The sequence below is a fragment of the Brevibacterium limosum genome (assembly GCF_011617705.1).
GTDB lineage: Bacteria > Actinomycetota > Actinomycetes > Actinomycetales > Brevibacteriaceae > Brevibacterium > Brevibacterium limosum.
On the sequence record NZ_CP050154.1, the window covers coordinates 1,424,797 to 1,448,694 of the forward strand.

The 23,898-nt window shown below is 65.9% G+C and carries 22 protein-coding genes and 1 tRNA gene; 21 read left to right on the forward strand and 2 right to left on the reverse strand.

Features of this window, described 5'->3' with window-relative positions:
• Nucleotides 1–42: 42 nt before the first annotated feature.
• A tRNA-Asn gene (locus GUY37_RS06400) sits at nt 43–115 on the reverse strand.
• 87 nt (nt 116–202) lie between these two features.
• On the opposite strand from GUY37_RS06400, the gene smc reads away from it, so the two are divergent.
• The 18 genes from smc to GUY37_RS06490 all read left to right on the forward strand — a co-directional run bounded on the left by smc (nt 203) and on the right by GUY37_RS06490 (nt 19,290).
• Nucleotides 203–3,772 (forward strand): chromosome segregation protein SMC, encoded by a 3,570-nt coding sequence (smc, locus tag GUY37_RS06405; RefSeq protein ID WP_166823585.1) that lies wholly within the window; start codon nt 203–205, stop codon nt 3,770–3,772.
• A gap of 238 nt (nt 3,773–4,010) precedes the next feature.
• Nucleotides 4,011–4,412: a hypothetical protein gene (locus tag GUY37_RS06410; protein ID WP_152348209.1), complete on the forward strand. Its 402-nt coding sequence runs from the start codon at nt 4,011–4,013 to the stop codon at nt 4,410–4,412.
• Between the two features lie 162 nt (nt 4,413–4,574).
• Complete coding sequence (gene ftsY, locus GUY37_RS06415; protein WP_166823587.1) at nt 4,575–5,717, forward strand: signal recognition particle-docking protein FtsY; 1,143 nt, start codon at nt 4,575–4,577, stop codon at nt 5,715–5,717.
• 161 nt (nt 5,718–5,878) lie between these two features.
• Nucleotides 5,879–7,099, forward strand: coding sequence for an ammonium transporter (locus GUY37_RS06420; protein ID WP_166823590.1), 1,221 nt, complete (start codon nt 5,879–5,881; stop codon nt 7,097–7,099).
• A 388-nt stretch (nt 7,100–7,487) separates the two neighbouring features.
• Complete coding sequence (gene ffh / locus GUY37_RS06425; RefSeq protein ID WP_166823592.1) at nt 7,488–9,098, forward strand: signal recognition particle protein; 1,611 nt, start codon at nt 7,488–7,490, stop codon at nt 9,096–9,098.
• Between the two features lie 182 nt (nt 9,099–9,280).
• Nucleotides 9,281–9,703 (forward strand): 30S ribosomal protein S16, encoded by a 423-nt coding sequence (gene rpsP, locus GUY37_RS06430; protein ID WP_166823595.1) that lies wholly within the window; start codon nt 9,281–9,283, stop codon nt 9,701–9,703.
• Nucleotide 9,704: 1 nt separating this feature from the next.
• Nucleotides 9,705–9,935 (forward strand): RNA-binding protein, encoded by a 231-nt coding sequence (locus GUY37_RS06435; protein WP_025777320.1) that lies wholly within the window; start codon nt 9,705–9,707, stop codon nt 9,933–9,935.
• Between the two features lie 178 nt (nt 9,936–10,113).
• On the forward strand, nt 10,114–10,614 hold the full coding sequence (rimM, locus tag GUY37_RS06440; protein ID WP_166823597.1) for a ribosome maturation factor RimM: 501 nt from the start codon (nt 10,114–10,116) through the stop codon (nt 10,612–10,614).
• A gap of 101 nt (nt 10,615–10,715) precedes the next feature.
• A complete protein-coding gene (gene trmD, locus GUY37_RS06445; RefSeq protein WP_166829453.1) occupies nt 10,716–11,534 on the forward strand; it encodes a tRNA (guanosine(37)-N1)-methyltransferase TrmD in 819 nt (272 codons plus the stop codon).
• 174 nt (nt 11,535–11,708) lie between these two features.
• A complete protein-coding gene (gene rplS / locus GUY37_RS06450; RefSeq protein ID WP_039210968.1) occupies nt 11,709–12,050 on the forward strand; it encodes a 50S ribosomal protein L19 in 342 nt (113 codons plus the stop codon).
• A 31-nt stretch (nt 12,051–12,081) separates the two neighbouring features.
• Complete coding sequence (lepB, locus tag GUY37_RS06455) at nt 12,082–12,705, forward strand: signal peptidase I (protein WP_166823600.1); 624 nt, start codon at nt 12,082–12,084, stop codon at nt 12,703–12,705.
• 159 nt (nt 12,706–12,864) lie between these two features.
• Nucleotides 12,865–13,572 carry a signal peptidase I gene (gene lepB, locus GUY37_RS06460; protein WP_166823602.1) on the forward strand — a complete coding sequence of 236 codons (708 nt, stop codon included), beginning with the start codon at nt 12,865–12,867 and terminating at the stop codon, nt 13,570–13,572.
• Nucleotides 13,572–14,360 carry a ribonuclease HII gene (locus GUY37_RS06465; protein ID WP_166823605.1) on the forward strand — a complete coding sequence of 263 codons (789 nt, stop codon included), beginning with the start codon at nt 13,572–13,574 and terminating at the stop codon, nt 14,358–14,360. The genes lepB (GUY37_RS06460) and GUY37_RS06465 overlap by 1 nt, the downstream gene beginning before the upstream one ends.
• A complete protein-coding gene (locus GUY37_RS06470; RefSeq protein ID WP_025777313.1) occupies nt 14,357–14,674 on the forward strand; it encodes a DUF2469 domain-containing protein in 318 nt (105 codons plus the stop codon). Before GUY37_RS06465 ends, GUY37_RS06470 begins: the two co-directional genes overlap by 4 nt.
• A gap of 169 nt (nt 14,675–14,843) precedes the next feature.
• Complete coding sequence (locus GUY37_RS06475) at nt 14,844–15,263, forward strand: YraN family protein (protein WP_166823607.1); 420 nt, start codon at nt 14,844–14,846, stop codon at nt 15,261–15,263.
• On the forward strand, nt 15,260–16,927 hold the full coding sequence (locus tag GUY37_RS06480; RefSeq protein WP_166823609.1) for a YifB family Mg chelatase-like AAA ATPase: 1,668 nt from the start codon (nt 15,260–15,262) through the stop codon (nt 16,925–16,927). The genes GUY37_RS06475 and GUY37_RS06480 overlap by 4 nt, the downstream gene beginning before the upstream one ends.
• Complete coding sequence (gene dprA / locus GUY37_RS06485) at nt 16,924–18,153, forward strand: DNA-processing protein DprA (RefSeq protein WP_166823612.1); 1,230 nt, start codon at nt 16,924–16,926, stop codon at nt 18,151–18,153. Before GUY37_RS06480 ends, dprA begins: the two co-directional genes overlap by 4 nt.
• Nucleotides 18,154–18,180: 27 nt before the next feature.
• Nucleotides 18,181–19,290 (forward strand): tyrosine recombinase XerC, encoded by a 1,110-nt coding sequence (locus GUY37_RS06490; RefSeq protein ID WP_166823615.1) that lies wholly within the window; start codon nt 18,181–18,183, stop codon nt 19,288–19,290.
• Between the two features lie 63 nt (nt 19,291–19,353).
• On the opposite strand, the gene GUY37_RS06495 is transcribed toward GUY37_RS06490, so the two are convergent.
• Nucleotides 19,354–20,430: a D-alanyl-D-alanine carboxypeptidase family protein gene (locus GUY37_RS06495; protein ID WP_228278398.1), complete on the reverse strand. Its 1,077-nt coding sequence runs from the start codon at nt 20,428–20,430 to the stop codon at nt 19,354–19,356.
• Between the two features lie 630 nt (nt 20,431–21,060).
• On the opposite strand from GUY37_RS06495, the gene rpsB reads away from it, so the two are divergent.
• From rpsB to pyrH, 3 genes are all read left to right on the forward strand, one after another.
• On the forward strand, nt 21,061–22,008 hold the full coding sequence (gene rpsB / locus GUY37_RS06500) for a 30S ribosomal protein S2 (protein ID WP_166823618.1): 948 nt from the start codon (nt 21,061–21,063) through the stop codon (nt 22,006–22,008).
• A 33-nt stretch (nt 22,009–22,041) separates the two neighbouring features.
• A complete protein-coding gene (gene tsf, locus GUY37_RS06505) occupies nt 22,042–22,869 on the forward strand; it encodes a translation elongation factor Ts (protein WP_166823621.1) in 828 nt (275 codons plus the stop codon).
• A 184-nt stretch (nt 22,870–23,053) separates the two neighbouring features.
• On the forward strand, nt 23,054–23,806 hold the full coding sequence (gene pyrH / locus GUY37_RS06510; RefSeq protein WP_228278399.1) for a UMP kinase: 753 nt from the start codon (nt 23,054–23,056) through the stop codon (nt 23,804–23,806).
• The last annotated feature ends 92 nt before the right edge of the window (nt 23,807–23,898 follow it).

Sequence of the window (23,898 nt, forward strand, 5' to 3'; positions counted from 1 at the left end):
GAGAAGTCGGGGCCCCGTCGCGCACGACGGGGCCCCTTCCAGCTCCCCCGGCTGGGCTCGAACCAGCGACCCTTCGATTAACAGTCGAATGCTCTGCCAACTGAGCTACGGAGGAAAACGGCGCAGTCGTCTGCGCACGAGGAGAAACTCTACCAAAAGATTCGGGATCTCGCCGCCGCCTGCGGATATGCTGGTGCCCAATATGCATCTCAAAAGCCTGACACTGCGGGGATTCAAGTCCTTCGCCTCGGCGACGACCCTCCGATTCGAGCCCGGGATCACCTGCGTCGTCGGCCCCAACGGCTCGGGCAAGTCCAACGTCGTCGACGCCCTGTCCTGGGTGATGGGCGAGCAGGGTGCGAAGAATCTGCGCGGCGGGAAGATGGACGACGTCATCTTCGCCGGAACCTCGAAACGGCAGGCCCTGGGACGCGCCGAGGTGACTCTGACCATCGACAACACCGACGGAGCCATCCCCGTCGACTACACCGAGGTGACCATATCGCGGACCCTGTTCCGCACCGGCGGATCCGAATACGCCGTCAACGGGGCCCCGGCCAGACTGCTCGACATCCAAGAGCTGCTCAACGACTCCGGCCTGGGCAAGGAGATGCACGTCATCGTCGGGCAGGGCCGCCTCGACGCGATCCTCCACGCCGACCCGCTGGAGAGACGCAGCTTCATCGAAGAAGCCGCCGGAGTGCTCAAACACCGACGTCGCAAGGACAAAGCGGTCCGCAAACTCACCGGACTGCAGACGAACCTCGACCGCCTCACCGATCTGCGCACGGAACTCAACCGACAGCTGGGACCGCTGGGCCGGCAGGCCGAGGCCGCCGCGAAAGCCGCAACGGTCCAAGCGACCCTGCGCGATGCCACCGCCAGGCTGCTCGCCGACGATGCCGTAAGGATGCAGTCCTCCCTGGCCTCGACCAGCGACGGCGAAGACCACAGCGACCGCATCGCCGAGCTCGACCGCACTCGCACCCGCACCGAGGCGCGACTGTCGGAGATCGAAGCCCGACTGTCCGAACTCGACAGTGAACTCGAAGTCCAACGCACCGCCGAATCGCGGACACAGACCCAGATCGTGCGCGCCCAGGGACTGAGCCAACGTGCCGAAGACAAGAGATCCCACCTGCTCTCCGAGGTCACGAGCCTGGGGCAGCGGGAGTCGAAGTCCCCCGAAGAGCTGCGCGCCCAAGCTGAACGGTTCCGTTCCGAACTCACCGACGCCGAGGCGGCCGTGACCGAGAAGACGAGTGCACTCGAGGCCAGCCAACAGCGGAAGGAAGAGCTCACCCAAGCGCTGCGCACCGCCGAAGACGAGGTCAAGGCCGCGCAGATCGCCATCACCGAAGCGGTGAAGAACCGCTCGGCGCTGCAGTCGAAGCAGACCCAGGCGGCCGAACGGATCACCGACCTCAGATCCCGGATCGAAGCCAATCGCACGGAGATCGAAACCGTCACCGCCCGCATCACGGAGCGCACCAGGGAACTCGACTCCGCCGAGACCGGAGTCGAGGACGTCGAGGCCGGAGAGACCGAACTCGACTCCGCCTATGAGACCGCGAGGCAGGCGCAGGAGAAGTGTGAGACCGAACGCACCCGGCTGCAGGAGCAGCGAGCGCAGGTCGCCTCCGAACTGTCCTCGGCGAAGGCCCGCGCAGAAGCTCTGGCCCTGGGCACCGCCCTGGAAGCCGACCTCGAAGACATCGTCAACGCCGACCTGCCGGGAGTGCGCACTGCCGTGACCGAACGGCTGAGCGTCGACCACGGATTCGAGATGGCCGCGGCAGCGGCCCTGTCGACCACGGTCTCCGGCGTCATCGTCGATGACAGCGAAGTGGCGCTGGCAGTGCTCGACCACCTCGGCGAGGACACGAACGTGTCCCTGACCATCCCCGCCGGTGCCGAAACGACGGCCGGGAAGGGCGGTGGAAGTGCCCTTCCCACGCTGCCGGACCTGCCGGCGCCGGGACAGCTGCCCCGAGTGGGGGAGTCGACGGGAGAGCTGCGGTGGCTCTCCGACGTCGTCGACAGCGACGTTCCCGAACTGCGCACCCTGCTGGCCCGGGCCCTGCACGGAGTCGTCTGCGTCCCCGACGCACGGACCGGAATCGCCCTGACCGAGACCCGGCCCGAGCTCACCGCCGTCACCGTCCACGGCGAAGTGCTCACCGCGACCCGCATCAGCCGGGCCCGCACCGCCTCGGGCACCCGCCTGGCCTCACAGACAGCGCTCGAGGACACACATTCCCTGATCGCCGACCTCGAGGGGCGAGCCGAGAAGCTCGACGCCGCACTCGACGAGCTCGACCCGCGACTGACCGCCGCCCGAGAGGAAGCGGCCGCAGCGCTCGATGCCCTCCACTCCTCGGACGCGAAGATCATGGCCGCCGCCGAAGAGGTCTCACGCATCACCGGTGAGATCGGCGTGGCCCGCACGCGCCTGCAGCGCTCGCAGGAGAACGCCGCCGAACTCGAAACCCGCCTGGCTGCGGCCGAACGCGACTCGCAGTCGGCCGCGGCGGCACTGGCCGGAGCCGCCGAAGTCGACGAAGTCGTCGACACCGCCGCCCGCGACGAACTCAGCGCACAGGTCGCCCAATCGTCGGAAGACCTCGTCGAAGCCCGCATCAGCCACCGGTCCGCAGCCGACCGGGCCCGGTTCCTGAGCGACCGCGTCGACTCCCTCCTGAGAGCGGCGAACGCCGAAGAGGCGGCGCGGGAGCAGACGCAGCGCACGATCGCGAAGAAGAAGCGCGCGGCCGCCTCGGTGCAGCTCATCGCCGAGACCGCGGCCGAAGCCGCGGAGTTGGCCACCTCCACGGTGGCCGAACTCGGTGAGGCGATCCAGGTCCTCGTCGACGAACGCGGCGGTCTGCGGGAAGAGAAGGGCCGCCTCGGCGAGGAATTGGGGTCGACGCGGACCCGGCTGCAGAAGCTCAGGGACGCCGCCGCCGAAGCGGAGCTCGCGAAGGAGCGGTTCCGGCTCAAGCTCGAGGAGATCGCGCACCGGTCCGAGGAGGAGACGGGCTTAAGCATCGACCGCCTCGTCGACGAATTCGGGCCGCATCTGCCGGTGCCGTCGTTCGACGACGAAACGGAGGACCGGCCGTATGTGCGTGCCGAGGTCGAGAAGCGGCAGAAGCAGGCGGCGTCGCAGCTCAAGCGCATCGGCACGGTCAATCCGCTCGCGCTCGAGGAATACGAGGCGCTGAAGGAGCGGCATCAGTTCCTCGAGAAGCAGATCGCGGACATCGAGTCCTCACGCAAGGACCTCATGCAGCTCGTCGATGAGGTCGACCGGCACGTCGAACGCGTCTTCGCCGAAGCCTATGCGGACACGGCTCGGGAATTCGAGGACATCTTCTCGCGACTCTTCCCCGGCGGTGAGGGTGCACTGAGCCTGACCGATCCCGACGATATGCTCACCACCGGCGTCGATGTGCACGCCCGGCCGGCCGGTAAGAAGGTCAAACGGCTGTCCCTGCTCTCCGGCGGGGAACGGTCGCTGGTGGCCGTGGCCATGCTGGTCGCGATCTTCAAGGCTCGGCCGAGCCCCTTCTACGTCATGGACGAGGTCGAAGCGGCCCTCGACGATCTCAACCTCTCGCGGCTGCTCACCGTGTTCGAAGAGCTGCAGGACTCCTCGCAGCTCATCGTCATCACCCACCAGAAACGGACCATGGAGATCGCCGATGCCCTCTACGGAGTGACGATGCACGGCGACGGAGTGTCGAAAGTCATATCGCAGCGGATTCCGTGATCGGCAGCCGACGTCTCAGGGAACGCGCCCGAGATGACAGGCCCGCCGTCGGGGCACAAGGCTGTTCGACGGTGACGCCCAGGACAGTCCCAGGGAATTTTGCAACTGCCGTATGGCGGCCGAGCACACTTGTCGTGGCCAGGGACTATAGACTTGGGCCGAGACACAGGTATTCGAAGAACGTGAGGAGCGAGACGTCCATGGCCGAGGCTGCTGAACTGCGAGGTGGCTCGAGGGCATGAATTCGGTACTGGTCGTCATCGTCGGACTTGCGATCTCGTTCGCTCTGGCACTCGTCGTCGTCCTCCTCGTGGCTCTGCCCGGCCTGCGCGCCGAAGGACGCCTGCGATACTCCTCCGACGTGCAGCGATTCCGCCTGCCCTCCGAATGGACCGGATACGACGACGAGGTCCACGAATTCTTCGGCCACGATGACGGCACCTCGCACCTGGCGACCAGGGAGCAGGCGGCGGTGACCGCGATCCGCGATCACTCCTATGTGCTGCGCCCCCAGCCCAGACGCCACGCGGCCCCCTCACTCATCACGGTGCGCCCGCGCACCCGCCATTGGAAGATCCCGGAGTCGGGAACCGGGTGGAAGACCACTGCCGGGCTGCTCTTCGGCAGCCGCGGCTCCTGACCTCTGACCCACGCGGCCTCGAGCGTTCGAGGCTGAGAACAACGGAGACCGCGCCGACTGATTCCGGCGCGCTCACCGACAGACAGACACCAGCCCGGATGATTCCGGGAACTCGAGTGCCGGCGGCCTGACCGGCGGGGCTCAAAGGAGGACGGAAGAACCATGGATCAGCCGATCATCTTGCTCATCGTCGGGGCGATCGTGTTCGCCCTCATCGTCACCCTGGGCATCTCCCTGCGTGTCAACGCCCGCAGGAAGGGACTGGACGAGAAACGCGGCATCGACGCCGAGGTCACCGGTGAGCTGAGCATCGATGACGTCGCCGAGGCGGTCGAGAAGGAAAAGGTCGAAGCGCGCGGTTCCGAGGTTCCCACCGAACCGGCCAGCCGCCTCGTGCGCCTGCGCGAGCGCCTGGCCAAGTCGAACACCGGGCTCGGCCGCGGACTGCTCAACCTCCTGTCACGCGACAACCTCGACGAATCCGCCTGGGAGGAGATCGAAGACACGCTCATCCTCGCCGATGTCGGGGTCGAACCGACGACCGAACTCGTCGACCGTCTGCGCGAACGCGTCAAAGTGCTCGGCACCCGAGACCCCGAAGAGGTCCGCGGACTGCTGCGCGAAGAGCTCATCAAACTCGTCGACCCGACGATGGACCGGTCCCTGGCCGACACCGGCAAGGGCGACGACCCCTCCGTCATCCTCGTCGTCGGTGTCAACGGTGCGGGAAAGACGACGACGGTGGGCAAGATCGCCCGTGTGCTCGTCGCCGAGGACAAGACCGTGCTGCTCGGCGCCGCGGACACCTTCCGTGCCGCCGCAGCCGAACAGCTGTCCACGTGGGGCGAACGCGTCGGCGTCGAAACCGTCCGCAAGGAAGAAGGTGCCGACCCCGCCTCGGTGGCGTACTCGGCCGTCGAGAAGGGGCAGGCCGACGGCACAGACGTCGTCCTCATCGACACCGCCGGCCGTCTGCAGAACAAACGCGGACTCATGGATGAGCTCGGCAAGGTCAAGCGGGTGGCCACCCGCCCGCTGGGGGAGGGCCACGAGATCGACGAAGTGCTCCTCGTCCTCGACGCGACCACCGGACAGAACGGCATGCAGCAGGCGAAGGTCTTCGCCGAGGCGGTCGACATCACCGGAATCGTGCTCACCAAGCTCGACGGCACCGCGAAGGGCGGAATCGTCGTCGCCGTCCAGCGTGAGCTCGGAGTGCCGGTCAAGCTCATCGGCCTCGGCGAGGGTGCAGACGATCTTGCACCATTCACCGCCGAAGGATTCGTCGACGCTCTGCTCGACTGAGTTCGCGCACTGATTCCGCCGGGCCTCACCCTTGTACCTGCTGGGTGAGGCCCGCGTTGTCATAATCACGAAACATGACTGAAGCATCACTGTGACATGCGTCATGGAGACTGTCTCTGCGCGGTTCGTTCCGGAACCGGCTTCGACAGATGAGAGACGACATGGAACTCGATGCAGTGAACGTATGGATGATGGTCGCGGCAGGGCTGGTGCTGCTCATGACCCCGGGGGTGGCGTTCTTCTACGGCGGGATGACGCGAATCACCTCGGCGATCAACATGATGATGATGGTCTTCTCCGCAATGGCCGTCGGCGGACTCGTCTGGGTGCTGTACGGATACGGTCTGAGCTCGGGTGATTCGATCGCCGGAATCGTCGGCAGCCCGCTGTCCCAGCTCGGACTCACGGGTGCCGTGGCCGATGATCCCGCCTCGCTCATCTCGATCGGCTACGGATCGACCTTCGCGATGATCGCGATCGCCCTCATCGCCGGAGCCGTCGCCGACCGAGCGAAGTTCTCCACCTGGCTCGTCTTCTCCGCCGCCTGGGTGACTCTTGTGTACTGCCCGCTGGCGTTCATGGTCTGGGGAGACGGGCTGCTCAGCGAATCCGGTGTGATCGGCCGCCTGTTCGGACCCGCCATCGACTTCGCCGGCGGCACCGTCGTCCACATCAACGCCGGCATCTCCGCCCTCGTCCTCGTCATCGTCATGGGGCGCCGTGCCCGATTCTCGGCCCCGCACAAGCCGCACAACATTCCGATCACCGTGCTCGGAGCGGCCCTGCTGTGGTTCGGATGGTTCGGCTTCAACGGAGGCGCCGCCTCGACGATCGAACAGGGCGGTCTGATCTGGATCAACACCCTGGCCGCCCCGGCCGCCGGCATGATCACCTGGATCATGATCGAACGGCTGAGGGCCTCGCGACCGAGCAGCATCGGCAGCGTCTCGGGTGCGATCGCCGGCCTCGTCGCCATCACCCCGGCGTGTGCGAACGTCGACCCCTACGCTGCCGTGCTCATCGGCGGCGCCGCAGGTGCGGGAGCGATCTTCGCCGTCGAAGCGAAGAATCGTCTGCGGTATGACGATGCGCTCGATGTGGTGGCCGTCCACCTCGTCGCGGGAATCATCGGCACTGTGATGATCGGCTTCTTCGCCTTCCCGCACGAGGACGGACCGGCCGGTCTCTTCTACGGCGGTGGTTTCGAACTCCTCATCGCGCAGGTGCTCGCCTGCCTCGTGGCCATCGTCTTCGCCGGGCTCGTCACGCTGGCCATCGCGCTGGTGCTGCGCCGGACGATGGGGCTGCGGATCGACCCGCGCGAGGAGCTCGAAGGGATCGACGCCTTCGAACACGCGGAGCAGGCCTACTCCTTCCGCTGACCCGCGGCCGGCTGGTCACTGCAGCCTGTGCCTCGTCGGTCACAGCTCGCGGCGATTCTTCCCCTTGCCGCCACTTCCTACAGGTACACGGGCACCCCTCACCGTTCCTCGCACCTCACCGCGGTGCAGCGAGGGGGTTTGCGACTGCCGCTGCCTATTGCGAGTACGGGGTGGGTGAGACGCCGGCAGGGTGGGATGTCTCCCGGGTCCAGGGAGTGACGGCGGGAGACGGCGGCGGTGGTGGGGTGGGACCGCTGCCGGGTGGTGGGGTAGGTGGGCAGCCTCGGCGAGGGTTCACGGGGCATTGTCAGGGCGCGTGGTTTCAGCCGGACGCGGGTGACTTGCTAGTCTAGAGAGTCGACCAAACCATCGTGAAGAAGGCTTGTACGTGTTTAACTCTCTGTCCGACAGGCTCACCGCGACTTTCAAGAATCTGCGCGGGAAGGGCCGGCTGTCCGAAGCCGACGTCGATGCCACCATTCGTGAGATCAGACGTGCCCTGCTCGACGCCGACGTCGCTCTGCCTGTCGTGCGCGCCTTCACCGGCCGAATCCGCGAACGCGCCCTGTCCGAGGAGGTCTCGGGCGCACTCAACCCCGGCCAGCAGGTCGTCAAGATCGTCAACGACGAACTCGTCGGCATCCTCGGCGGTCAGACCCGACGTCTCGAGTTCGCCAAGCGTCCGCCGACGGTCATCATGCTCGCCGGCCTCCAGGGCGCCGGTAAGACCACCCTGGCCGGAAAGCTCGCCCACTGGCTGAAGTCCGAGGGCCACCGGCCGATGCTCGTCGCCGCCGACCTGCAGCGACCCAATGCGGTCAACCAGCTCCAGATCGTCGGCGAGCGTGCCGGTGCTGTGGTCTACGCTCCGGAGCCGGGCAACGGTGTGGGCGATCCGATCCAGGTCGCCACCGATTCGATCGAGGTCGCGAAGTCCAAACTCCACGACGTCGTCATCGTCGATACCGCCGGCCGCCTCGGCATCGACGAAGAGCTGATGAAGCAGGCCGCGGACATCCGCACCGCGGTCAACCCCGACGAAGTCCTCTTCGTCATCGATGCGATGATCGGTCAGGACGCGGTGAAGACCGCCGAGGCGTTCCTCGACGGCGTCGACTTCACCGGTGTCGTCCTCTCGAAGCTCGATGGCGACTCCCGCGGCGGTGCTGCGCTGTCCGTCGCCGAGGTGACCGGAAAGCCGATCATGTTCGCCTCGACGGGCGAATCGATGAAGGACTTCGAACAGTTCCATCCGGATCGGATGGCCGACCGGATCCTCGACATGGGCGACATCATGACGCTCATCGAACAGGCCGAGAAGAACTTCGACGAAAAAGAGACCGAGAAGCTCAAGAAGAAGGTCGAATCCGGAGAGGACTTCGACCTCAACGACTTCCTCACCCAGATGTCGGGCCTGAAGAAGATGGGCTCGATGAAGAAGATGCTGGGCATGATGCCCGGGATGAGCCAGTACAAGGATCAGCTGGCGAACTTCGACGAGCGGGAGGTCGATCGGGTCGAAGCGATTGTGAGATCGATGACACCCCAGGAGCGGACGAACCCGAAGATCCTCAACGGCTCTCGTCGTGCCCGCATCGCCAAGGGCGCCGGTACCACCGTCACCGCGGTCAACCAGCTCATGGAGCGCTTCACCCAGGCGCAGAAGATGATGCGGTCGATGACCCGCGGTGGAGGGATGCCCGGAATGCCCGGTGGCGGCGGCATGCCGCAGATGCCCGGAATGGGCGGAATGCCCGGCGCCTCGGGCGGAAAGAAGAAGAAAGCCGCGGGGAAGAAGAAGGGACGCAAGGGCGGCCAGTCGGGCAACCCGGCCAAGCGTGCGCAGGAGGCGCAGGCACTGGCCGATAAGAAGGCGGGCAAGACCCAGGATCCGGTCGGTTCGGCCTTCGGCGGAGTCGATCTGGACAAGGACGAGGAATTCGATCCGGCGAACCTGCCCAAGGGCTTCGGCGGAATCTTCCCAGGCGGAAAGAAGTAGAGTATACCCAAGTGGCAAGAAGCAGAGCCTTCTGGCACAATTGACTCTTGTACTTTTGCTCTCGGTCCGGGCCCTCTCATCCGCGCCGAAGTGATAGTCCGAGCCGCAGCTCCCGGCAGATCAACCCCACGATTCTTCTGGGACAGCTGTGCACACAGAACACAAAAGGAGACACCACTAAAGTGGCAGTCAAAATTCGTCTGACCCGCATGGGCAAGATCCGTGCACCCTTCTACCGCGTCGTCGTCATGGATTCGCGCACGCGTCGTGACGGCAAGGCAAAAGAGCAGATCGGCATCTACCACCCGACGCGCGAGCCCTCGGTCGTGGAGATCGACTCCGAGCGCGCTCAGTACTGGCTCTCGGTGGGCGCCCAGCCCACCGATCAGGTGCGTGCACTGCTCAAGCTCACCGGTGACTGGCAGAAGTTCAAGGGTGAAGGTGAAGCGGTCAACACCGTGAAGCCGCAGCCGGAGAAGGAGGCCTATGTGGCTCCCAACGCCGAATCGGTGATCAAGGAAGCCATCACCCAGAAGGGCGGCAGCAAGTCCGAGGCTCCGGCCGAGGAAGCAGCCGAGCCCGCTGAAGAGAGCGCTGAAGTCTGAGATGTTGCCTGATTCGCTCGAACATCTGGTCCGCGGAATCGTCGATCATCCCGACGACGTCTCCGTTCGTTCGCGTTCTTCGCAGCGCGGCACGACCCTCGAGGTCCGGGTTCACCCCGACGACCTCGGCCGGGTCATCGGCCGTGCAGGCAGGACCGCCAAGGCCCTGCGCACCGTGATGAACTCGCTGGCCGGCCGTGAGTCGGTGCGAGTGGACCTCATCGAAGCGTAATCCGAACATCCGAGAGGGGATGCAGCGCACTGCCGCTGCATCCCCTCTCGTGCATTCACTCACCGGTTGCCGACTAGAATGGTGCCAGAACACGGCGGTCGGGCGACGGACTGCAAGTGCAGCCACCGATGCGCGTGGTCGGCCGGACAGACATCGACAGCAATCTTCGAGGAGCAGTATGGACACGGTGATCGCCCGGCTGGGCAAGCCGCACGGAATCAAGGGCGAGTTCACCGTCGAGGTGCGCACCGACCGACCCGAGGACCGGCTGAATCCCGGAGCGAGCTTCGCCACCGATCCCGATATCGGACCGCTGACGCTGAAGTCGGCGAGATGGCATCGCGATCGCCTGCTCCTGGCCTTCGACGAGGTCGCCGACCGCAACCGCGCCGAGGAGATCCGCAACACCCTCATCCTCGCCGAGGCGGTCGACGACGAGGACGATTCCGACGCCTGGTACCTCGACGACCTCATCGGACTCTCGGTCTATGAGAACGACGCCCTCGTCGGCGAGATCGTCGACGTCACGAACGGCACCGCCCAGGATCTGCTGCACATGAAGCACACCGACGGACACGTTGTGCTCATCCCGTTCGTCACCGAGATCGTGCCCGACGTCGACATCGACGCCGGTCGCATCCACGTCACCCCGCCCGCCGGCCTCTTCGACGCCGAATGAGCGAAACACCCCCGATGACCGGCAACGACAGCCCTGCCGAGGCGGTCCCACCCGGACCCGTGACGCCGGAGCCCACCCCCACCGAGGCGGCCGGACCGCAGATGTCGATCGACGTCGTGTCGATCTTTCCCGAATATCTCTCCGGGCTGCAGCTCTCGCTCATCGGCAAAGCCGTCGACCGTGGGCAGCTGAGCCTGCGCGTCCACGACCTGCGGGACTTCACCTCCGACCGGCACAACACGGTCGATGATTCGCCCTACGGCGGGGGAGCGGGCATGGTCATGAAGGCCGAACCCTGGGCCCTGGCTCTCGAGCACATCCTCGCGGTGCGCGGCAGCGCTGCGGAGGGTGACAGTCCGGAAGGTGGCCGGAGCCACAGTCCTGCGGTCGGATCCAAACCGACGCTCATCGTGCCCAGCCCCGCCGGGCAGGTGTTCGACCAGCGCATCGCCGAGGACCTCGCCGACCGGGACCACCTCGTCTTCGCCTGCGGACGCTACGAAGGCATCGACCAGCGCGTCATCGACTGGGCGGGGGAGCACTTCGAACTGCTGCCTATGAGCATCGGCGACTACGTGCTCAACGGCGGTGAAGTCGCCTCGATGGTGATGATCGAAGCGGTCAGCCGCCTCATCCCCGGTGTCATCGGCAATCCCGAGTCACTGGCCGAGGAGAGTCACGAAGACGGGCTGCTCGAATACCCCATCTATACGAAGCCGGCGAACTGGCGCGGACGTGAGGTGCCCGAGATCCTGCTCAGCGGCAACCATGCCGCGATCGCACGCTGGCGACGTGACCGACGTCTCGAACGCACCGCTGAAGTCAGACCCGACCTGCTCGAGAGACTCGATGACCTGAACAAGGACGACCTGGCGGCGCTTGAGCGGTTTGAGTCTGAGCGCTCAACCGTGACAGAATAGAGCGTCGCGTTTGTTGGCGCTCACCTGCTTCAGGGGGATGAGTGCCCACGGTGGCTCGTCGCGTAAGATTCGGCGGGTCGACGGGGAGAGATCCCGACAGACGATCCAGCTGCCGGTTCGCCGGTCCGATATGCGTGTCCTCGACCTGAAGCAGAGGCCACAGGAGAAACCACAATGCAGAAGCTCGATGTTGTAGATGCAGCCTCGCTGAAGTCTGATGTTCCCGAATTCCGTGCGGGCGACACCCTCAACGTTCACGTCAAGGTGATCGAAGGTTCGCGCTCGCGTATTCAGGTCTTCAAGGGAATCGTCATCCGTCGCCAGGGCGACGGCGTCCGCGAGACCTTCACCGTCCGTAAGATCAGCTTCGGCGTCGGTGTGGAGCGTACCTTCCCGGTGCACTCGCCCAACGTCGACAAGATCGAGGTCCTCACCCGCGGCGCCGTCCGCCGTGCAAAGCTGTACTACCTGCGCGAACTGCGCGGCAAGGCCGCTCGCATCCGCGAAAAGGCCTGATTTGCCCGGCACTGTGGGAGATGATCACGCGGTGCCGAACAGACATGAAGACGCGACCTTCGGGTCGCGTCTTCTGTCTTCGGCACGCTTCTGGAAGGCGATCGTGGCGATCGTCGTCGTCATCATCGTCCTCGGCGGGTCGATCCGCGGATTCGTCATCCAGCGCTTCACGATTCCGAGCGCGTCGATGGAGCCGACGCTGCAGGTCGACGACTCGATCACAGTGTGGCGTCCGGACGCCCTGCGCGGAGACATCCGACGCGGAGACATCGTCGTCTTCGACGGTCGCGGGTCGTTCGTCGATGATGCGCTGCCCACTCCTCTGCAGAAGATCGGATCCTGGGTCGGACTCGGCCCCCGCGACGTCTACTACGTCAAACGCGTCATCGCCGTCGGCGGTGACACCCTCGAATGCTGCGACGCGAAGGGGCGTCTGCTCCTCAACGGCAAGCCCCTGAACGAAGACTTTGCCCCGACCCCGGCCTCCGCGGTGGAGTTCTCCATCGAAGTCCCCGAGGACACCATGTGGGTGATGGGCGACAACCGCAATGACTCCGCCGACTCACGGTCGCTGCTGGGACGGCCCGGTGGGGGCTTCATCCCCACCGATCGGGTCATCGGCCCCGTGATCGGTCACGGCTCATCGATCGACTGAGTGCCGCCTCGGCGAGGGGATCTGGGTCGTCTGAGCCTTCGCACGGTCGACTGAGCGTTCGCACGGAACTGTACTGCGGCTGAGCGTGCGGTGCCGGTCGTGCTGATACGCTCGGTTCAGTCCACAGCCGCAGCCCTGGTCCGATGTGAAAGCGAACGAATGACAAGCGAATCCGAAGCTTCCCCGCCGCCTGCCTCGAAACGGTTCGCGCGCGGGCTGTTGGAGACCGTGGCGATCATCGTCATCGCCCTGCTCATCTCGACGGCGCTGAAGACGTGGGTCGTCCGCGCTTTCTATATTCCGTCCGAATCCATGATGACCACCCTCCAGGTCGACGACCGCGTGCTCGTCAACCAGCTGGCTCACCGCTTCGGACCCGCGGACCGCGGCGACATCATCGTCTTCGACGACCCGGATCATTGGCTCTCGGCCGCCGAGACCACCGAATACACACCCAACCCGTTTCTCGAATTCATCGGCTTGGCGCCCTCGGACGCGGGAAACCAGCTGATCAAACGCGTCATCGGCGTCGGCGGCGACACCATCCGCTGCTGTGACTCAGAAGGACGCCTGCTGGTCAACGGCGAACCGATCGACGAGACCTACCTCGACGAAGGCACCGCCCCCTCGGACCTCGAATTCGAGATCACCGTGCCCGAGGGCCACTACTGGGTGATGGGCGACAACCGCGGCAACTCCGCTGACTCCCGGTACCACATGGACACCGACCCCTATGTGGCCGAGGACGACGTGGTCGGCACCGTGTTCCTCATCAACTGGCCGTTCAAGCACTTCAGCTGGGTCTCCACCCCCGACGAGGTCTTCGCGGACGTGCCGGACACCGCAGAGGGAATCACCGGGAACTGATGGCCGTAAGTGGACTCACCGATCTCAGCGTCGAACGCGGACTGCTGAGCGAGGGATTCGATTTCGTCATCGGCGTCGACGAGGTGGGCCGCGGCGCTCTGGCCGGCCCGGTCAGCGTCGGCGTCGCCCTGTTCGATCTGCGCGTCCTCACCGCCGCCGAGGTGCCTGCCGGCATCCATGATTCGAAGCAGCTGAGCGCGCAGTCCCGACGGGATGCCACCGACCGTGTGCGATCGTGGGCGGCCGCCGCGGCGGTGGGGTCGACGACCCCTGCCGAACTCGACGAGGTGGGGATGACGATGGCGCTCAACCTCGCCGGACGTCGCGCCATGCTCTCGGTCCTCCGGGAATGGGCCGGCACCGGTTCGGCCGGGCACGATCCGAACGGGTTCGACGAGAACGGCGTGGCCGCCTCGGCGAGGGTTCTGCCTGACCGGACGATGGTCCTCCTCGACGGGCGGCACGATTGGCTGTCTGCTCCACTCACCCTCGATTGCCTGGGGATATTCGGTGACTGTGCCGACCTCGAACTGCCGCCGGTGCGCACCATCATCAAGGGCGACGGCTCCGTTCCGGCGATCGCGGCGGCGAGCATCGTGGCGAAAGTGGCACGCGATGAGGCGATGATCGTACTCGCCGAAGCCCATCCGCACTATGGTTGGGAATCGAACGTGGGATACGGGACGGTGAAGCACCGGCAGGGCATCGCCGAACTCGGACCCTGCATCCACCACCGGAGAAGCTTCCGCCTGAGCGCGGACACAGGAGCGAAGGAGGGTCTGTCATGAGTGCCGATGATCTTGACGACTACGAAGCACAACTCGAGCTTGCGCTGTACAAGGAATACCGGGACGTCGTCGGTCTCTTCGCCTACGTCGTCGAGACCGAGCGCCGGTTCTACCTCGCCAACCATGTCGACCTCAAGGCTCACAACGACGCCGGCGACGTGTACTTCGAACTCACCCTGCGCGATGCCTGGGTGTGGGACAGCTACCGGTCGGCACGGTTCATCAAGACCGTGCATGTGCTGACGTTCAAGGACGTCAACATCGAGGAGATCGCGAAATCCGATCTCGAGCCGCCGACCGCGATCCGCGGCTGAGGCTGCTCACTCAGCCTTTCGGCGAATCCTGGGCTCACCCACTCCTGCGCCGATCGCTGGGGACGAGGCCCTGACTCGATCGTTATGAGCCTGTGGATGAGTGAGCCTTCTCCACAGGCTCTGTTTCCTCCCTTCCCTCAGGCAGTGCCGCCGTGGTCATCTGGCCGACATGGGACGGACACGAACACCCGGTCGGACACGCACGGCGAAGAGCACACGGACCGCCAAAGGGACGCGCAGACAGGCGCTCGGCAGCAGGGGAGAGGACCTCGCCGCCGCGTTCCTCGAAGCCGCCGGTCTGGTCGTTCTCGAACGCAATTTCCGGTGCGCTCGAGGTGAGCTCGACATCATCGCCCGCGACGGCGGCACGGCGGTCTTCGTCGAGGTCAAAACGCGTCGCACCGCAATGCTGGGATCTCCGCTGGAGGCGGTGACCCCGACCAAGCTCGCCCGCATCCGCACACTGGCAGGCATCTGGCTGCGGGAACAGGACGAGTATTTTCCGGCCACACGCATCGATGCGCTCGGCATCATCACGGAACCGCGCGTCCAGTACTTCCACTGCCCGAACATCCAGGTCGACTCATGAGCGAGGAGACACCGGGACGCGAGCACCGGCCACCGGAAGCGGTCGGTTCAGACGAGGCCGAGCCCGAATGCTCTGAGCCTGAGACAGGAGGCGGGGGAGCAGAGCCGGAACCGTCTGGACCCCAGCCAACGACACACATCATCGGGCGGGCCTCGGCCGTGGCCCTGTGGGGACTGACCGGGAAGATCGTCTCGATCGAAGCCGGCGTCAGCGCCGGACTGCCCGGAATCGACATCGTCGGACTGCCCGATGCCTCGGTGAGCGAATCACGCAAACGACTCCGAGCCGCCCTGGCCTACCTCGGCAGACCCGTTGCCACACAACACCTGACGATCAACCTCACTCCCGGCACTGTGCCGAAGATCGGCACCGGATTCGACCTCGGCATCGCCGTGGCCGTGCTCAGAGCACTGTCGCTGATCACCAACGACGACACCGGCGATGTCGTCCACTGCGGTGAGATCGGACTCGACGGCAGGATCCGTCCCGTCACCGGAGTGCTCCCTTCCCTGCACACAGCACTGCAGGCAGGCTTCGACCGCTTCGTCGTCCCCGTCGGCAACGCCGACGAGGCGGCCCTCATCGGACGGGCCAGAATCCTCCCGGTCGCCTCACTGGCCGAAGTCGTCAATGCCTACGGCGGATCGATGGCCGTGCCCGCACTGCCCGCAGTCCTCGAAATGGACCGCCCCGTCCCCGTCGCCCCGGAACTCCACGACCTAGCCGAGGTCCAAGGACAGGCCGAAGGACGATTCGGTCTCGAAGTCGCCGCCGCGGGCGGCCACAACCTGCTCATGCGGGGCACGCCGGGAGCGGGCAAGACCCTGCTGGCTCAATGCCTCCCCGGAATCCTGCCGCCCCTCGACGACGATGAAGCCGTCGAAGTCGCCACCGTCCGCTCTCTGCGCGGAGAACTCGACGGCAGCGACGGACTCGACCACCGGCCCCCGTTCGAAGCACCCCACCACCGCAGCACCGCCTCGGCGCTCATCGGCGGACGCCGCCCCGGAACGGTCGGGGTCCTCAGCCGCGCCCACCGCGGGGTGCTGTTCATGGACGAAGCCCCCGAATTCTCCCGCGACGTCCTCGAAGCCCTGCGGCAGCCGATGGAATCCCGTCGCGTCCACATCCACCGCGCCTGGGGATCGATGGTGCTTCCGGCCTCGTTCCAACTCATCATGGCCGCGAACCCCTGCCCCTGCGGAGTCGGGATGGCCGGAGCCGGCGCGGACTGTCGGTGCACGCCCCTGGACAAGCGCCGCTACCGCAACCGTCTGTCCGGCCCGCTGCTCGACAGAGTCGACCTGCAGCTCGAACTCTTCCCCGTCTCACCCGCCGACATCAGGCTCGGCGGAGACCAGGAGACCAGCGCCACCGTCGCGGCCCGCGTCCTCGAAGCGCGGAACCGACAGGCCGAACGCTTCGCTGACTGCGACTGGCGGCTCAACGCCGACGCACCCGGAACCTGGCTGCGCGAACACTTCGCACTCACACCGGCGGCCCTGACCGATCTCGACCGGGCCCTCGACACGGGCCGGATCACAATGCGCGGCTACGACAGAGTGCTGCGAGTCGCGACCACCCTGGCCGACCTGGTGGGAAAGCCAGGACCCGACCCCGACACGATGAGAATGGCGCTCGCCCTGAGGACACAGGAGTCATGACCGTGAACGCACATGATGAAGTCCGCTCAGCCATCGCCTCACTCCTGCGCATCGGCGAGCCCGGTGACGGTCTGCTCAAACGCCTCGTCGACGGCATCGGTCCCGTCGCCGCCCGGGCGATCATCGCCGCCGTCGGCCGGGGTGAGACCACAGCCCACGACGCCGTCCAGGGTCTGGCCACCACCGGTGCCGAGGCGGCTGAACATGCTCAGATGCCAGAGGCCATCGACCGGTGGGCGGTGCGAGCCGGCGAAGCCGGCGCTGTCGGGAATGATCTGGACAAGATCGCGAGAATCGGTGGGCGCCTGGTCATCCCCGGTGACGATGAGTGGCCTCGGATGCTCGACGACCTCGGTCCAGCTGCGCCACTGGGGCTATGGGTCCGAGGGTCGGCTTCTCTCGGTGCCGTGCTGACTCGTGCCGTTGCCGTGGTCGGGGCCAGAGCGGCCAGCAGCTACGGAACCAAATGCGCTTCGGACCTCGCGTGGGATCTTGCCGCTCGTGGAATCACCGTCGTGTCCGGGGGAGCTTTCGGCATCGACGCGGCCGCCCACCGTGCCGCCGTCGCTCGGGAAGCACCGACGGTGGCATTCATGGCCGGGGGCGTCGACCGCTTCTACCCGGCGGCGAACGCCGAACTGTTCGAACAGATCCTCACCACCGGCGCCATCGTGTCCGAGACCGCTCCGGGAATGACGCCGATGCGCCACCGATTCCTGCTGCGCAATCGGCTCATCGCCGCCTCCGCGCAGGTGAGCGTCATCGTCGAAGCCGGTTGGCGCAGCGGGGCACTCAACACCGCCCGGCATGCCCTCGAACTCTCCCGGCAGGTCGCGGCTTTCCCCGGGTCCGTCTATTCGGCGTCCTCGGCCGGGGCCCACAGGCTCGTGCGTGAACACGAGGCGGAGCTCGTCACCTGCAGCGACGATGTCATCGCGCTCACGGACGATGACACCCCGGCGCTGTTCGACGCTGCCGCAGTGGGAGACGCCCCGCACAGCGGAGATCGTTCGCCGTCGTCCGACCCCCGGGAAGCGCTCGACGAGCGGGAGAAGATCTGTCTGAATGCGCTGACCGTATCGAAGCCGCTCGACGTCGGCACCATCGCCTCTCGGGCAGGTCTGACGATTGCCGACGCGCTCAACTCCCTGACCGCACTCGACCTCGACGGTTTGGCAGCTCGGCGCGACACAGGGTGGGTGAAACTGCGCAAGTCCCGCGGCTGAACCCAGGCGCTCGCATATCCTGGGGATGTGAGCACAGACTCGACCGTCGCCGAGGTGGTGTCCGGCTATGCCGACCACCTGCGGTCCCGTGATGTCTCCGAACACACCGCTCGCGCCTACGTCGCCGACGTCACCGACTTCCTCGACCATGCCGTGCACTCGACGAAGATCCGAGGCAGCTCCGAGAAAGGCGCGGCAACGGCGACGTCCAAGCGGACCTCGTCTGACGGCGAACAGAGCCTGCCGGACGGAGCAGGAAACTCGTCGAAGACTTCCGGGCCGCGAATCGATGTTGCTGGCGTCGAACTCGATGACCTGCGGTCTTGGCTCATCGCGCTCGACGACGCCGGAGCCGCGAAATCGACGGTGGCTCGCAAGATCGCGGCCGTGCGTTCCTTCTTCGCCTATGGTGTGAGCAATCTGGGGCTGCAGAACAATCCGGCCGCACGTCTGCGGACACCGAAGAAGGACTCGCGTCTGCCCACGGTGCTCAAACCCCAGCAGGCCGCCGACCTCATCTCCGCCGCCGAGAGGTCCCGGTCAGGAAACACCGCGGCTGGACATGAACAGCAGGATGAATCCGGGGCGAGCGGTTCGAACACACTTGGGGAAAAGCCAGACCCGCTCGACGCGGCCAAACGCATTCGGGACGCCGCGATCCTCGAAATGCTCTACGCCACCGCGGTGCGCGTCTCGGAACTCACCGGGCTCGACCGCAGCGATATCGATCACCGGGCATCGATGATCACCGTGCTCGGCAAGGGCGACAAGGAACGTCGTGTCCCCTTTGGAAGCCCAGCGCGCAGGGCCCTCGAGGACTGGCTCGCCGCCCGCGAGCTGTTCGCCGGTCCCAACAGCGGCGACGCAGTGTTCCTCGGCGTCCGCGGGGGACGCATCGGTGCGAGGCAGGTGCGCGAACTCGTCCACCGCTACGGCTCCCACGACCCCAGCGCCCCGGACATCGGTCCGCACGGACTGCGTCACTCGGCGGCAACCCATATGCTCGACCGCGGCGCCGACCTGCGGCAGATCCAAGAGCTGCTCGGCCACTCCACCATGAGCAGCACCCAGATCTACACCCAGGTGTCCATGCAGCGGCTGCAGGACACCTACCGTCGAGCACATCCGCGGGCCTGAGACTCACAGAGCTGCGGCCGGCCGGCAATGTCCCCTCGGAAGCGCCCTGCCGGCAGCGGCTCTCTACTTGCGGAACTCCCAATGCCACGGCTCGGGCAGCGACCCCGTCTGCCTCGCCCATCCGGGGTGGATCCAGCCGAACTTCGGTGCGTTCGCCCGCATCCACTGATGCTGTGCGGTGCCGAAGGAATTGATCCCGCTGCCGAGGTCGACCGCCAGCGCCCATCCGTGATTCGATGTCCCCGGTGTCGCCGCCATCCGCCCCTTCCGACGCTTGAGGATCACCTGCGTGGCGTAGTCCCGGTAGGCGTCGGTGACGGAGATCGGAGCACCGAAACGGGCCTCGAACGCCTTCGAGAGCCGATCGAACGCGGCCTGAGCATCACAGCGCAGCATCTGACCGGGCGCCGTCTCCAACCGGCACATCGCCGAGGCGGGTATCCGCCCGTTCCTGTGACCGCCCCATGCACCAGCACCCGAAGTGGTCGAATCCCCACCGCCTTTCGGTTCCTTCGCCGGTTTCCGAGACAGCGGCAGCAGAGCCGACTGCTCCTGGCCGAAGAACCTGACCGGATCGACATATCTCTTCTCGCTCGCGGCCGGCCACGCCCCGATATGCAGGCACGAACGCTGACAATGACCACCGCTGTCCACCGCGCCGATCTGCTCACCGGCGGCGAAGCTCTCACCCTTTGCCAACGATGTCGCGGCCGGCTGGAACGTGAGCACATGTCCGGAATCGGTGAGGATGCTGACGGTGGCCATCCCCGCCACGGTCCCCGCAAAGCGAATCGTCCCCGTCGTGGGTGCCCGCAGCGGCTCGCCGACGACGGCGAGCACGTCGATTCCGCGATGCCCCTTGAGCCACGGTTTGTCCGGAGGGTCGAAGGCCTCGATGATCTCCATCGCCGGCACCGGGGTGGCCCAATTCTTCGAAGTGCTCGTCTTCGGAGCGCTCTGTGCTGCTGTCGAGCCAGGGCCGGTGGCGGCGCTCGCCGCCGGGGGAGTGGCCGTGAGCACCAGGGCCGCTGCGATGATCAGGGCGAGGAACACAGACGGCGGCGAACCGAAACGTGAGCCGGTCTCGGCCTCACGCTGGTGAAAGCGTGGGCGGAATCGGTCGAGCGCAAAGAGATCCATAGGAGCATGCAAGCCTGTGGCGCACGTCCGTGTCACCCAGCGGAGACAGCCCTGTGGACGAGCCTTCTCCTTCCACAGGCTCCCGACGTTCGAGTCGACAGGCCATGCACAGGAATCGGTGGCCGAGTGAACCGGAACCACGGCGATTCAGCAGCCCGTGCCCGGATTCGGTGTCCTGGCCCGGATTCGGTGTCCTGGCCCGGACTGGAACTGCTCCTGCCGGCCGTGGTCGCATCCATCCATCCACACCGATCGACGCATGAGTCGACACATCGTGACCGGTCGACCACGCGTCGACGCGCATGTCGACACGGCGGTGCGAGCCGGTGGGCCGCCTCGGCGAGGGATCGATCTCGATTGGAAATGGCTTGCCCGACCGGGATAGACTTAAGACCAGCAGAAGCGTGTCTTCTGACTACGCGTATCCGAATTCTTCTCCTTCCCATGGTGCAGGCAGCCGTCAGGTGTGCCTGTGGGGCGGACGAACCGGGTACCAGGAATCAACCGAAAATGTCATCGACGCATCCCGTCGGTCCGATCGAAGCGAGCCCATCGGGTCTCGAATCGGCAGAGATCGGCGCGCGCGTGACGTAAAAGCACCTTGCGGTGCACAGAAAGGAGGGCGTCGGCATGGCCGTCGTCACCATCCGCCAGCTGCTCGACAGCGGCGTTCACTTTGGACACCAGACCCGTCGTTGGAACCCGAAGATGAAGCGCTTCATCTTCACCGAACGCAACGGCATCTACATCATCGACCTGCAGAAGTCGCTGGGCTACATCGACAACGCCTTCGAATTCGTCAAGGAGACCGTGGCCCACGGCGGCTCGATCCTCTTCGTCGGCACCAAGAAGCAGGCCCAGGAATCCATCGCTGAGCAGGCACAGCGCGTGGGTCAGCCCTACGTCAACCAGCGTTGGCTCGGCGGTATGCTCACGAACTTCCAGACCATCTCGATGCGTCTGCGCCGGCTGAAGGAACTCGAAGAGATCGACTTCGACGACGTTGCAGGCTCCTCGCACACCAAGAAGGAACTGCTCATCCTGCGTCGCGAGAAGGACAAGCTCGAGAAGACCCTCGGCGGTATCCGCGACATGCAGCGCACCCCGTCGGCCGTCTGGATCGTCGACACCAAGAAGGAACACCTCGCAGTCGACGAAGCCAAGAAGCTGGGCATCCCGGTCATCGGCATCCTCGACACCAACTGCGACCCGGACGACGTCAACTACCCGATCCCGGGCAATGACGACGCCATCCGTTCGGTCTCGCTGCTGACCCGCGTGGTCGCCGATGCCGTGGCCGAAGGCCTCATCGCCCGCCACTCCTCGGACGACGCCAGCGGTGAGAAGAACGTCTCCGCCGTCGAGCCCATGCCCGAATGGGAGCGCGAGCTGCTCGAAGGCAACGCTCCCGCCTCTGAGGAAGCCGCCTCTCCTGCCGCAGACGCCGCAGCCGCGGCTGAAGAGGCGACCGACGAGCCCCCAGCTGAGGCTGCTGCCGAAGCCGCTGACAAGGCGACCGAAGCACCTGCCGCTGAGGCCGCGGGAGCCGCCGACTCCACCGAGTCGACCGAGTCCTGATTTCGTTTAACTCCACCATCCTGAGGAGAAAGAATGGCAAACTACACTGCCGCTGATATCAAGGCACTGCGCGAGAAGACCGGCGCCGGAATGATGGACGTCAAGAAGGCTCTCGACGAGTCCGACGGCGACCAGGCGAAGGCCATGGAGGCACTGCGCATCAAGGGCCTCAAGGGCGCCACCAAGCGCGAAGGCCGCTCGACCTCCGACGGTCTGGTCGCGACCTCCGTCGAAGGCGGATCCGGCACCATGATCGAGCTCAACTCGGAGACCGACTTCGTTGCGAAGTCCGAACCGTTCGTCAAGCTCTCCGAAGAGGTCCTCGAACTGGCCGTGGCGAACAAGGCCGACTCGGCCGAGTCACTGCTCGCCGCTGAGACCGACGGCAAGCCCGTCTCCCAGTTCATCACCGAATCCGGTGCCTCCCTGGGTGAGAAGGTCGACCTGCGTCGCGTGGGCCGCCTCGAGGGCGCCAAGATCGCCTCCTACCTGCACCGCACCAACAAGGACCTGCCTCCGCAGGTCGGCGTGCTGCTGGCATTCGAAGGTGACGACGAGACCGTGGCACATGATGTCGCCGTGCACATCGCCGCCATGGCCCCGAAGTACTTCTCCCGCGAAGACGTTCCCTCCGACATCGTCGAGAACGAGCGTCGCATCGCCGAAGACACCGCGAAGAACGAAGGCAAGCCCGAACAGGCACTGCCGAAGATCATCGAGGGTCGCGTCAACGGCTTCTTCAAGGAGAACTGCCTGCTCGACCAGGGATTCGCCAAGGATCCCAAGCAGTCCGTGGCCAAGGTGCTCGAGGCTGCCGGCGTCAAGGCCACCGGCTTCCTGCGCTACCGCGTCGGAGCCTGATTCACCACTGACCGCGAAGCAGACACGTCTCTGCTTCCCAGGTTCACCGAGTGAGTGAGAACTCACCCGAGGAGCGGGGTCGGACCAATCGGTCCGGCCCCGTTTTTCGCTAGAATGACCCAGACGCCCGGCCACAGTGACGATCCCACCGGGCACAGACCTGCCTGCACGGAAGAAGGACTCCATGACAAGCACCCCTGTTCACGAATCCAGCTACGCCAGCCGAGCGGTGCGCACTCACCGCCGCCGTGTTCTGCTCAAGCTCTCCGGGGAGGTCTTCGGCGGCGGCAAGATCGGCGTCGATCCCGACGTCGTGGCCGCGGTCGCCCGCGAGGTCGCCCCCACCACCGAAGACGTCGAAGTCAGCATCGTCGTCGGCGGCGGCAACTTCTTCCGCGGAGCCGAGCTCTCCCAGCGCGGAATGGACCGCACCCGTGCCGACTACATGGGCATGCTCGGCACCGTGATGAACTGCCTGGCCCTGCAGGACTTCCTCGAGCAGACGGGTGTCGATACCCGCGTGCAGACCGCGATCCCGATGTCGCAGGTCGCCGAATCCTATATTCCCCGCCGCGCCATGCGGCACATGGAGAAGAACCGCGTCGTCATCTTCGGCGCCGGCGCCGGACTCCCGTACTTCTCCACCGACACCGTGGCCGCCCAGCGTGCACTCGAGGTCCACGCCGATGAGGTCCTCATCGCCAAGAACGGTGTCGACGGCGTCTACACCGCCGACCCGAACGTCGACCCCAGTGCGGAGAAGATCGCCGAGATCAGCTACCAAGACGCCCTGCAGCGCGGCCTCAAGGTCGTCGACGCGACCGCCTTCAGCCTGTGCATGGACAACAAGCTGCCGATGCACGTCTTCGGAATGGAAGGCGAGGGCAACCTGCAGAAGGCCATCATCGGTGAGAAGATCGGCACGGTCGTTCACTGAGACCCGCTCCCACCGAGGGCGCCGGGCACTGAACGCAGGCAGCCCCTCACAGCGTGGAACCGCCCTCACCGAGGCGACCACACCGTTGCGCG

What these genes read in the sequence shown, in the direction of transcription:
- GUY37_RS06465 (WP_166823605.1), top strand. Translation starts at nt 13,572, where the DNA reads ATGGCCGTAAGTGGACTCACCGATCTCAGCGTCGAACGCGGACTGCTG.
- GUY37_RS06420 (WP_166823590.1), top strand. Translation starts at nt 5,879, where the DNA reads ATGGAACTCGATGCAGTGAACGTATGGATGATGGTCGCGGCAGGGCTG.
- GUY37_RS06470 (WP_025777313.1), top strand. Translation starts at nt 14,357, where the DNA reads ATGAGTGCCGATGATCTTGACGACTACGAAGCACAACTCGAGCTTGCG.
- ftsY (WP_166823587.1), top strand. Translation starts at nt 4,575, where the DNA reads ATGGATCAGCCGATCATCTTGCTCATCGTCGGGGCGATCGTGTTCGCC.
- dprA (WP_166823612.1), top strand. Translation starts at nt 16,924, where the DNA reads ATGACCGTGAACGCACATGATGAAGTCCGCTCAGCCATCGCCTCACTC.
- rimM (WP_166823597.1), top strand. Translation starts at nt 10,114, where the DNA reads ATGGACACGGTGATCGCCCGGCTGGGCAAGCCGCACGGAATCAAGGGC.
- tsf (WP_166823621.1), top strand. Translation starts at nt 22,042, where the DNA reads ATGGCAAACTACACTGCCGCTGATATCAAGGCACTGCGCGAGAAGACC.
- rpsB (WP_166823618.1), top strand. Translation starts at nt 21,061, where the DNA reads ATGGCCGTCGTCACCATCCGCCAGCTGCTCGACAGCGGCGTTCACTTT.
- pyrH (WP_228278399.1), top strand. Translation starts at nt 23,054, where the DNA reads ATGACAAGCACCCCTGTTCACGAATCCAGCTACGCCAGCCGAGCGGTG.
- GUY37_RS06435 (WP_025777320.1), top strand. Translation starts at nt 9,705, where the DNA reads ATGTTGCCTGATTCGCTCGAACATCTGGTCCGCGGAATCGTCGATCAT.
- rplS (WP_039210968.1), top strand. Translation starts at nt 11,709, where the DNA reads ATGCAGAAGCTCGATGTTGTAGATGCAGCCTCGCTGAAGTCTGATGTT.
- GUY37_RS06495 (WP_228278398.1), bottom strand. Translation starts at nt 20,430, where the DNA reads ATGGATCTCTTTGCGCTCGACCGATTCCGCCCACGCTTTCACCAGCGT.
- GUY37_RS06410 (WP_152348209.1), top strand. Translation starts at nt 4,011, where the DNA reads ATGAATTCGGTACTGGTCGTCATCGTCGGACTTGCGATCTCGTTCGCT.
- trmD (WP_166829453.1), top strand. Translation starts at nt 10,716, where the DNA reads ATGTCGATCGACGTCGTGTCGATCTTTCCCGAATATCTCTCCGGGCTG.
- GUY37_RS06475 (WP_166823607.1), top strand. Translation starts at nt 14,844, where the DNA reads ATGGGACGGACACGAACACCCGGTCGGACACGCACGGCGAAGAGCACA.
- smc (WP_166823585.1), top strand. Translation starts at nt 203, where the DNA reads ATGCATCTCAAAAGCCTGACACTGCGGGGATTCAAGTCCTTCGCCTCG.
- lepB (WP_166823602.1), top strand. Translation starts at nt 12,865, where the DNA reads ATGACAAGCGAATCCGAAGCTTCCCCGCCGCCTGCCTCGAAACGGTTC.
- GUY37_RS06480 (WP_166823609.1), top strand. Translation starts at nt 15,260, where the DNA reads ATGAGCGAGGAGACACCGGGACGCGAGCACCGGCCACCGGAAGCGGTC.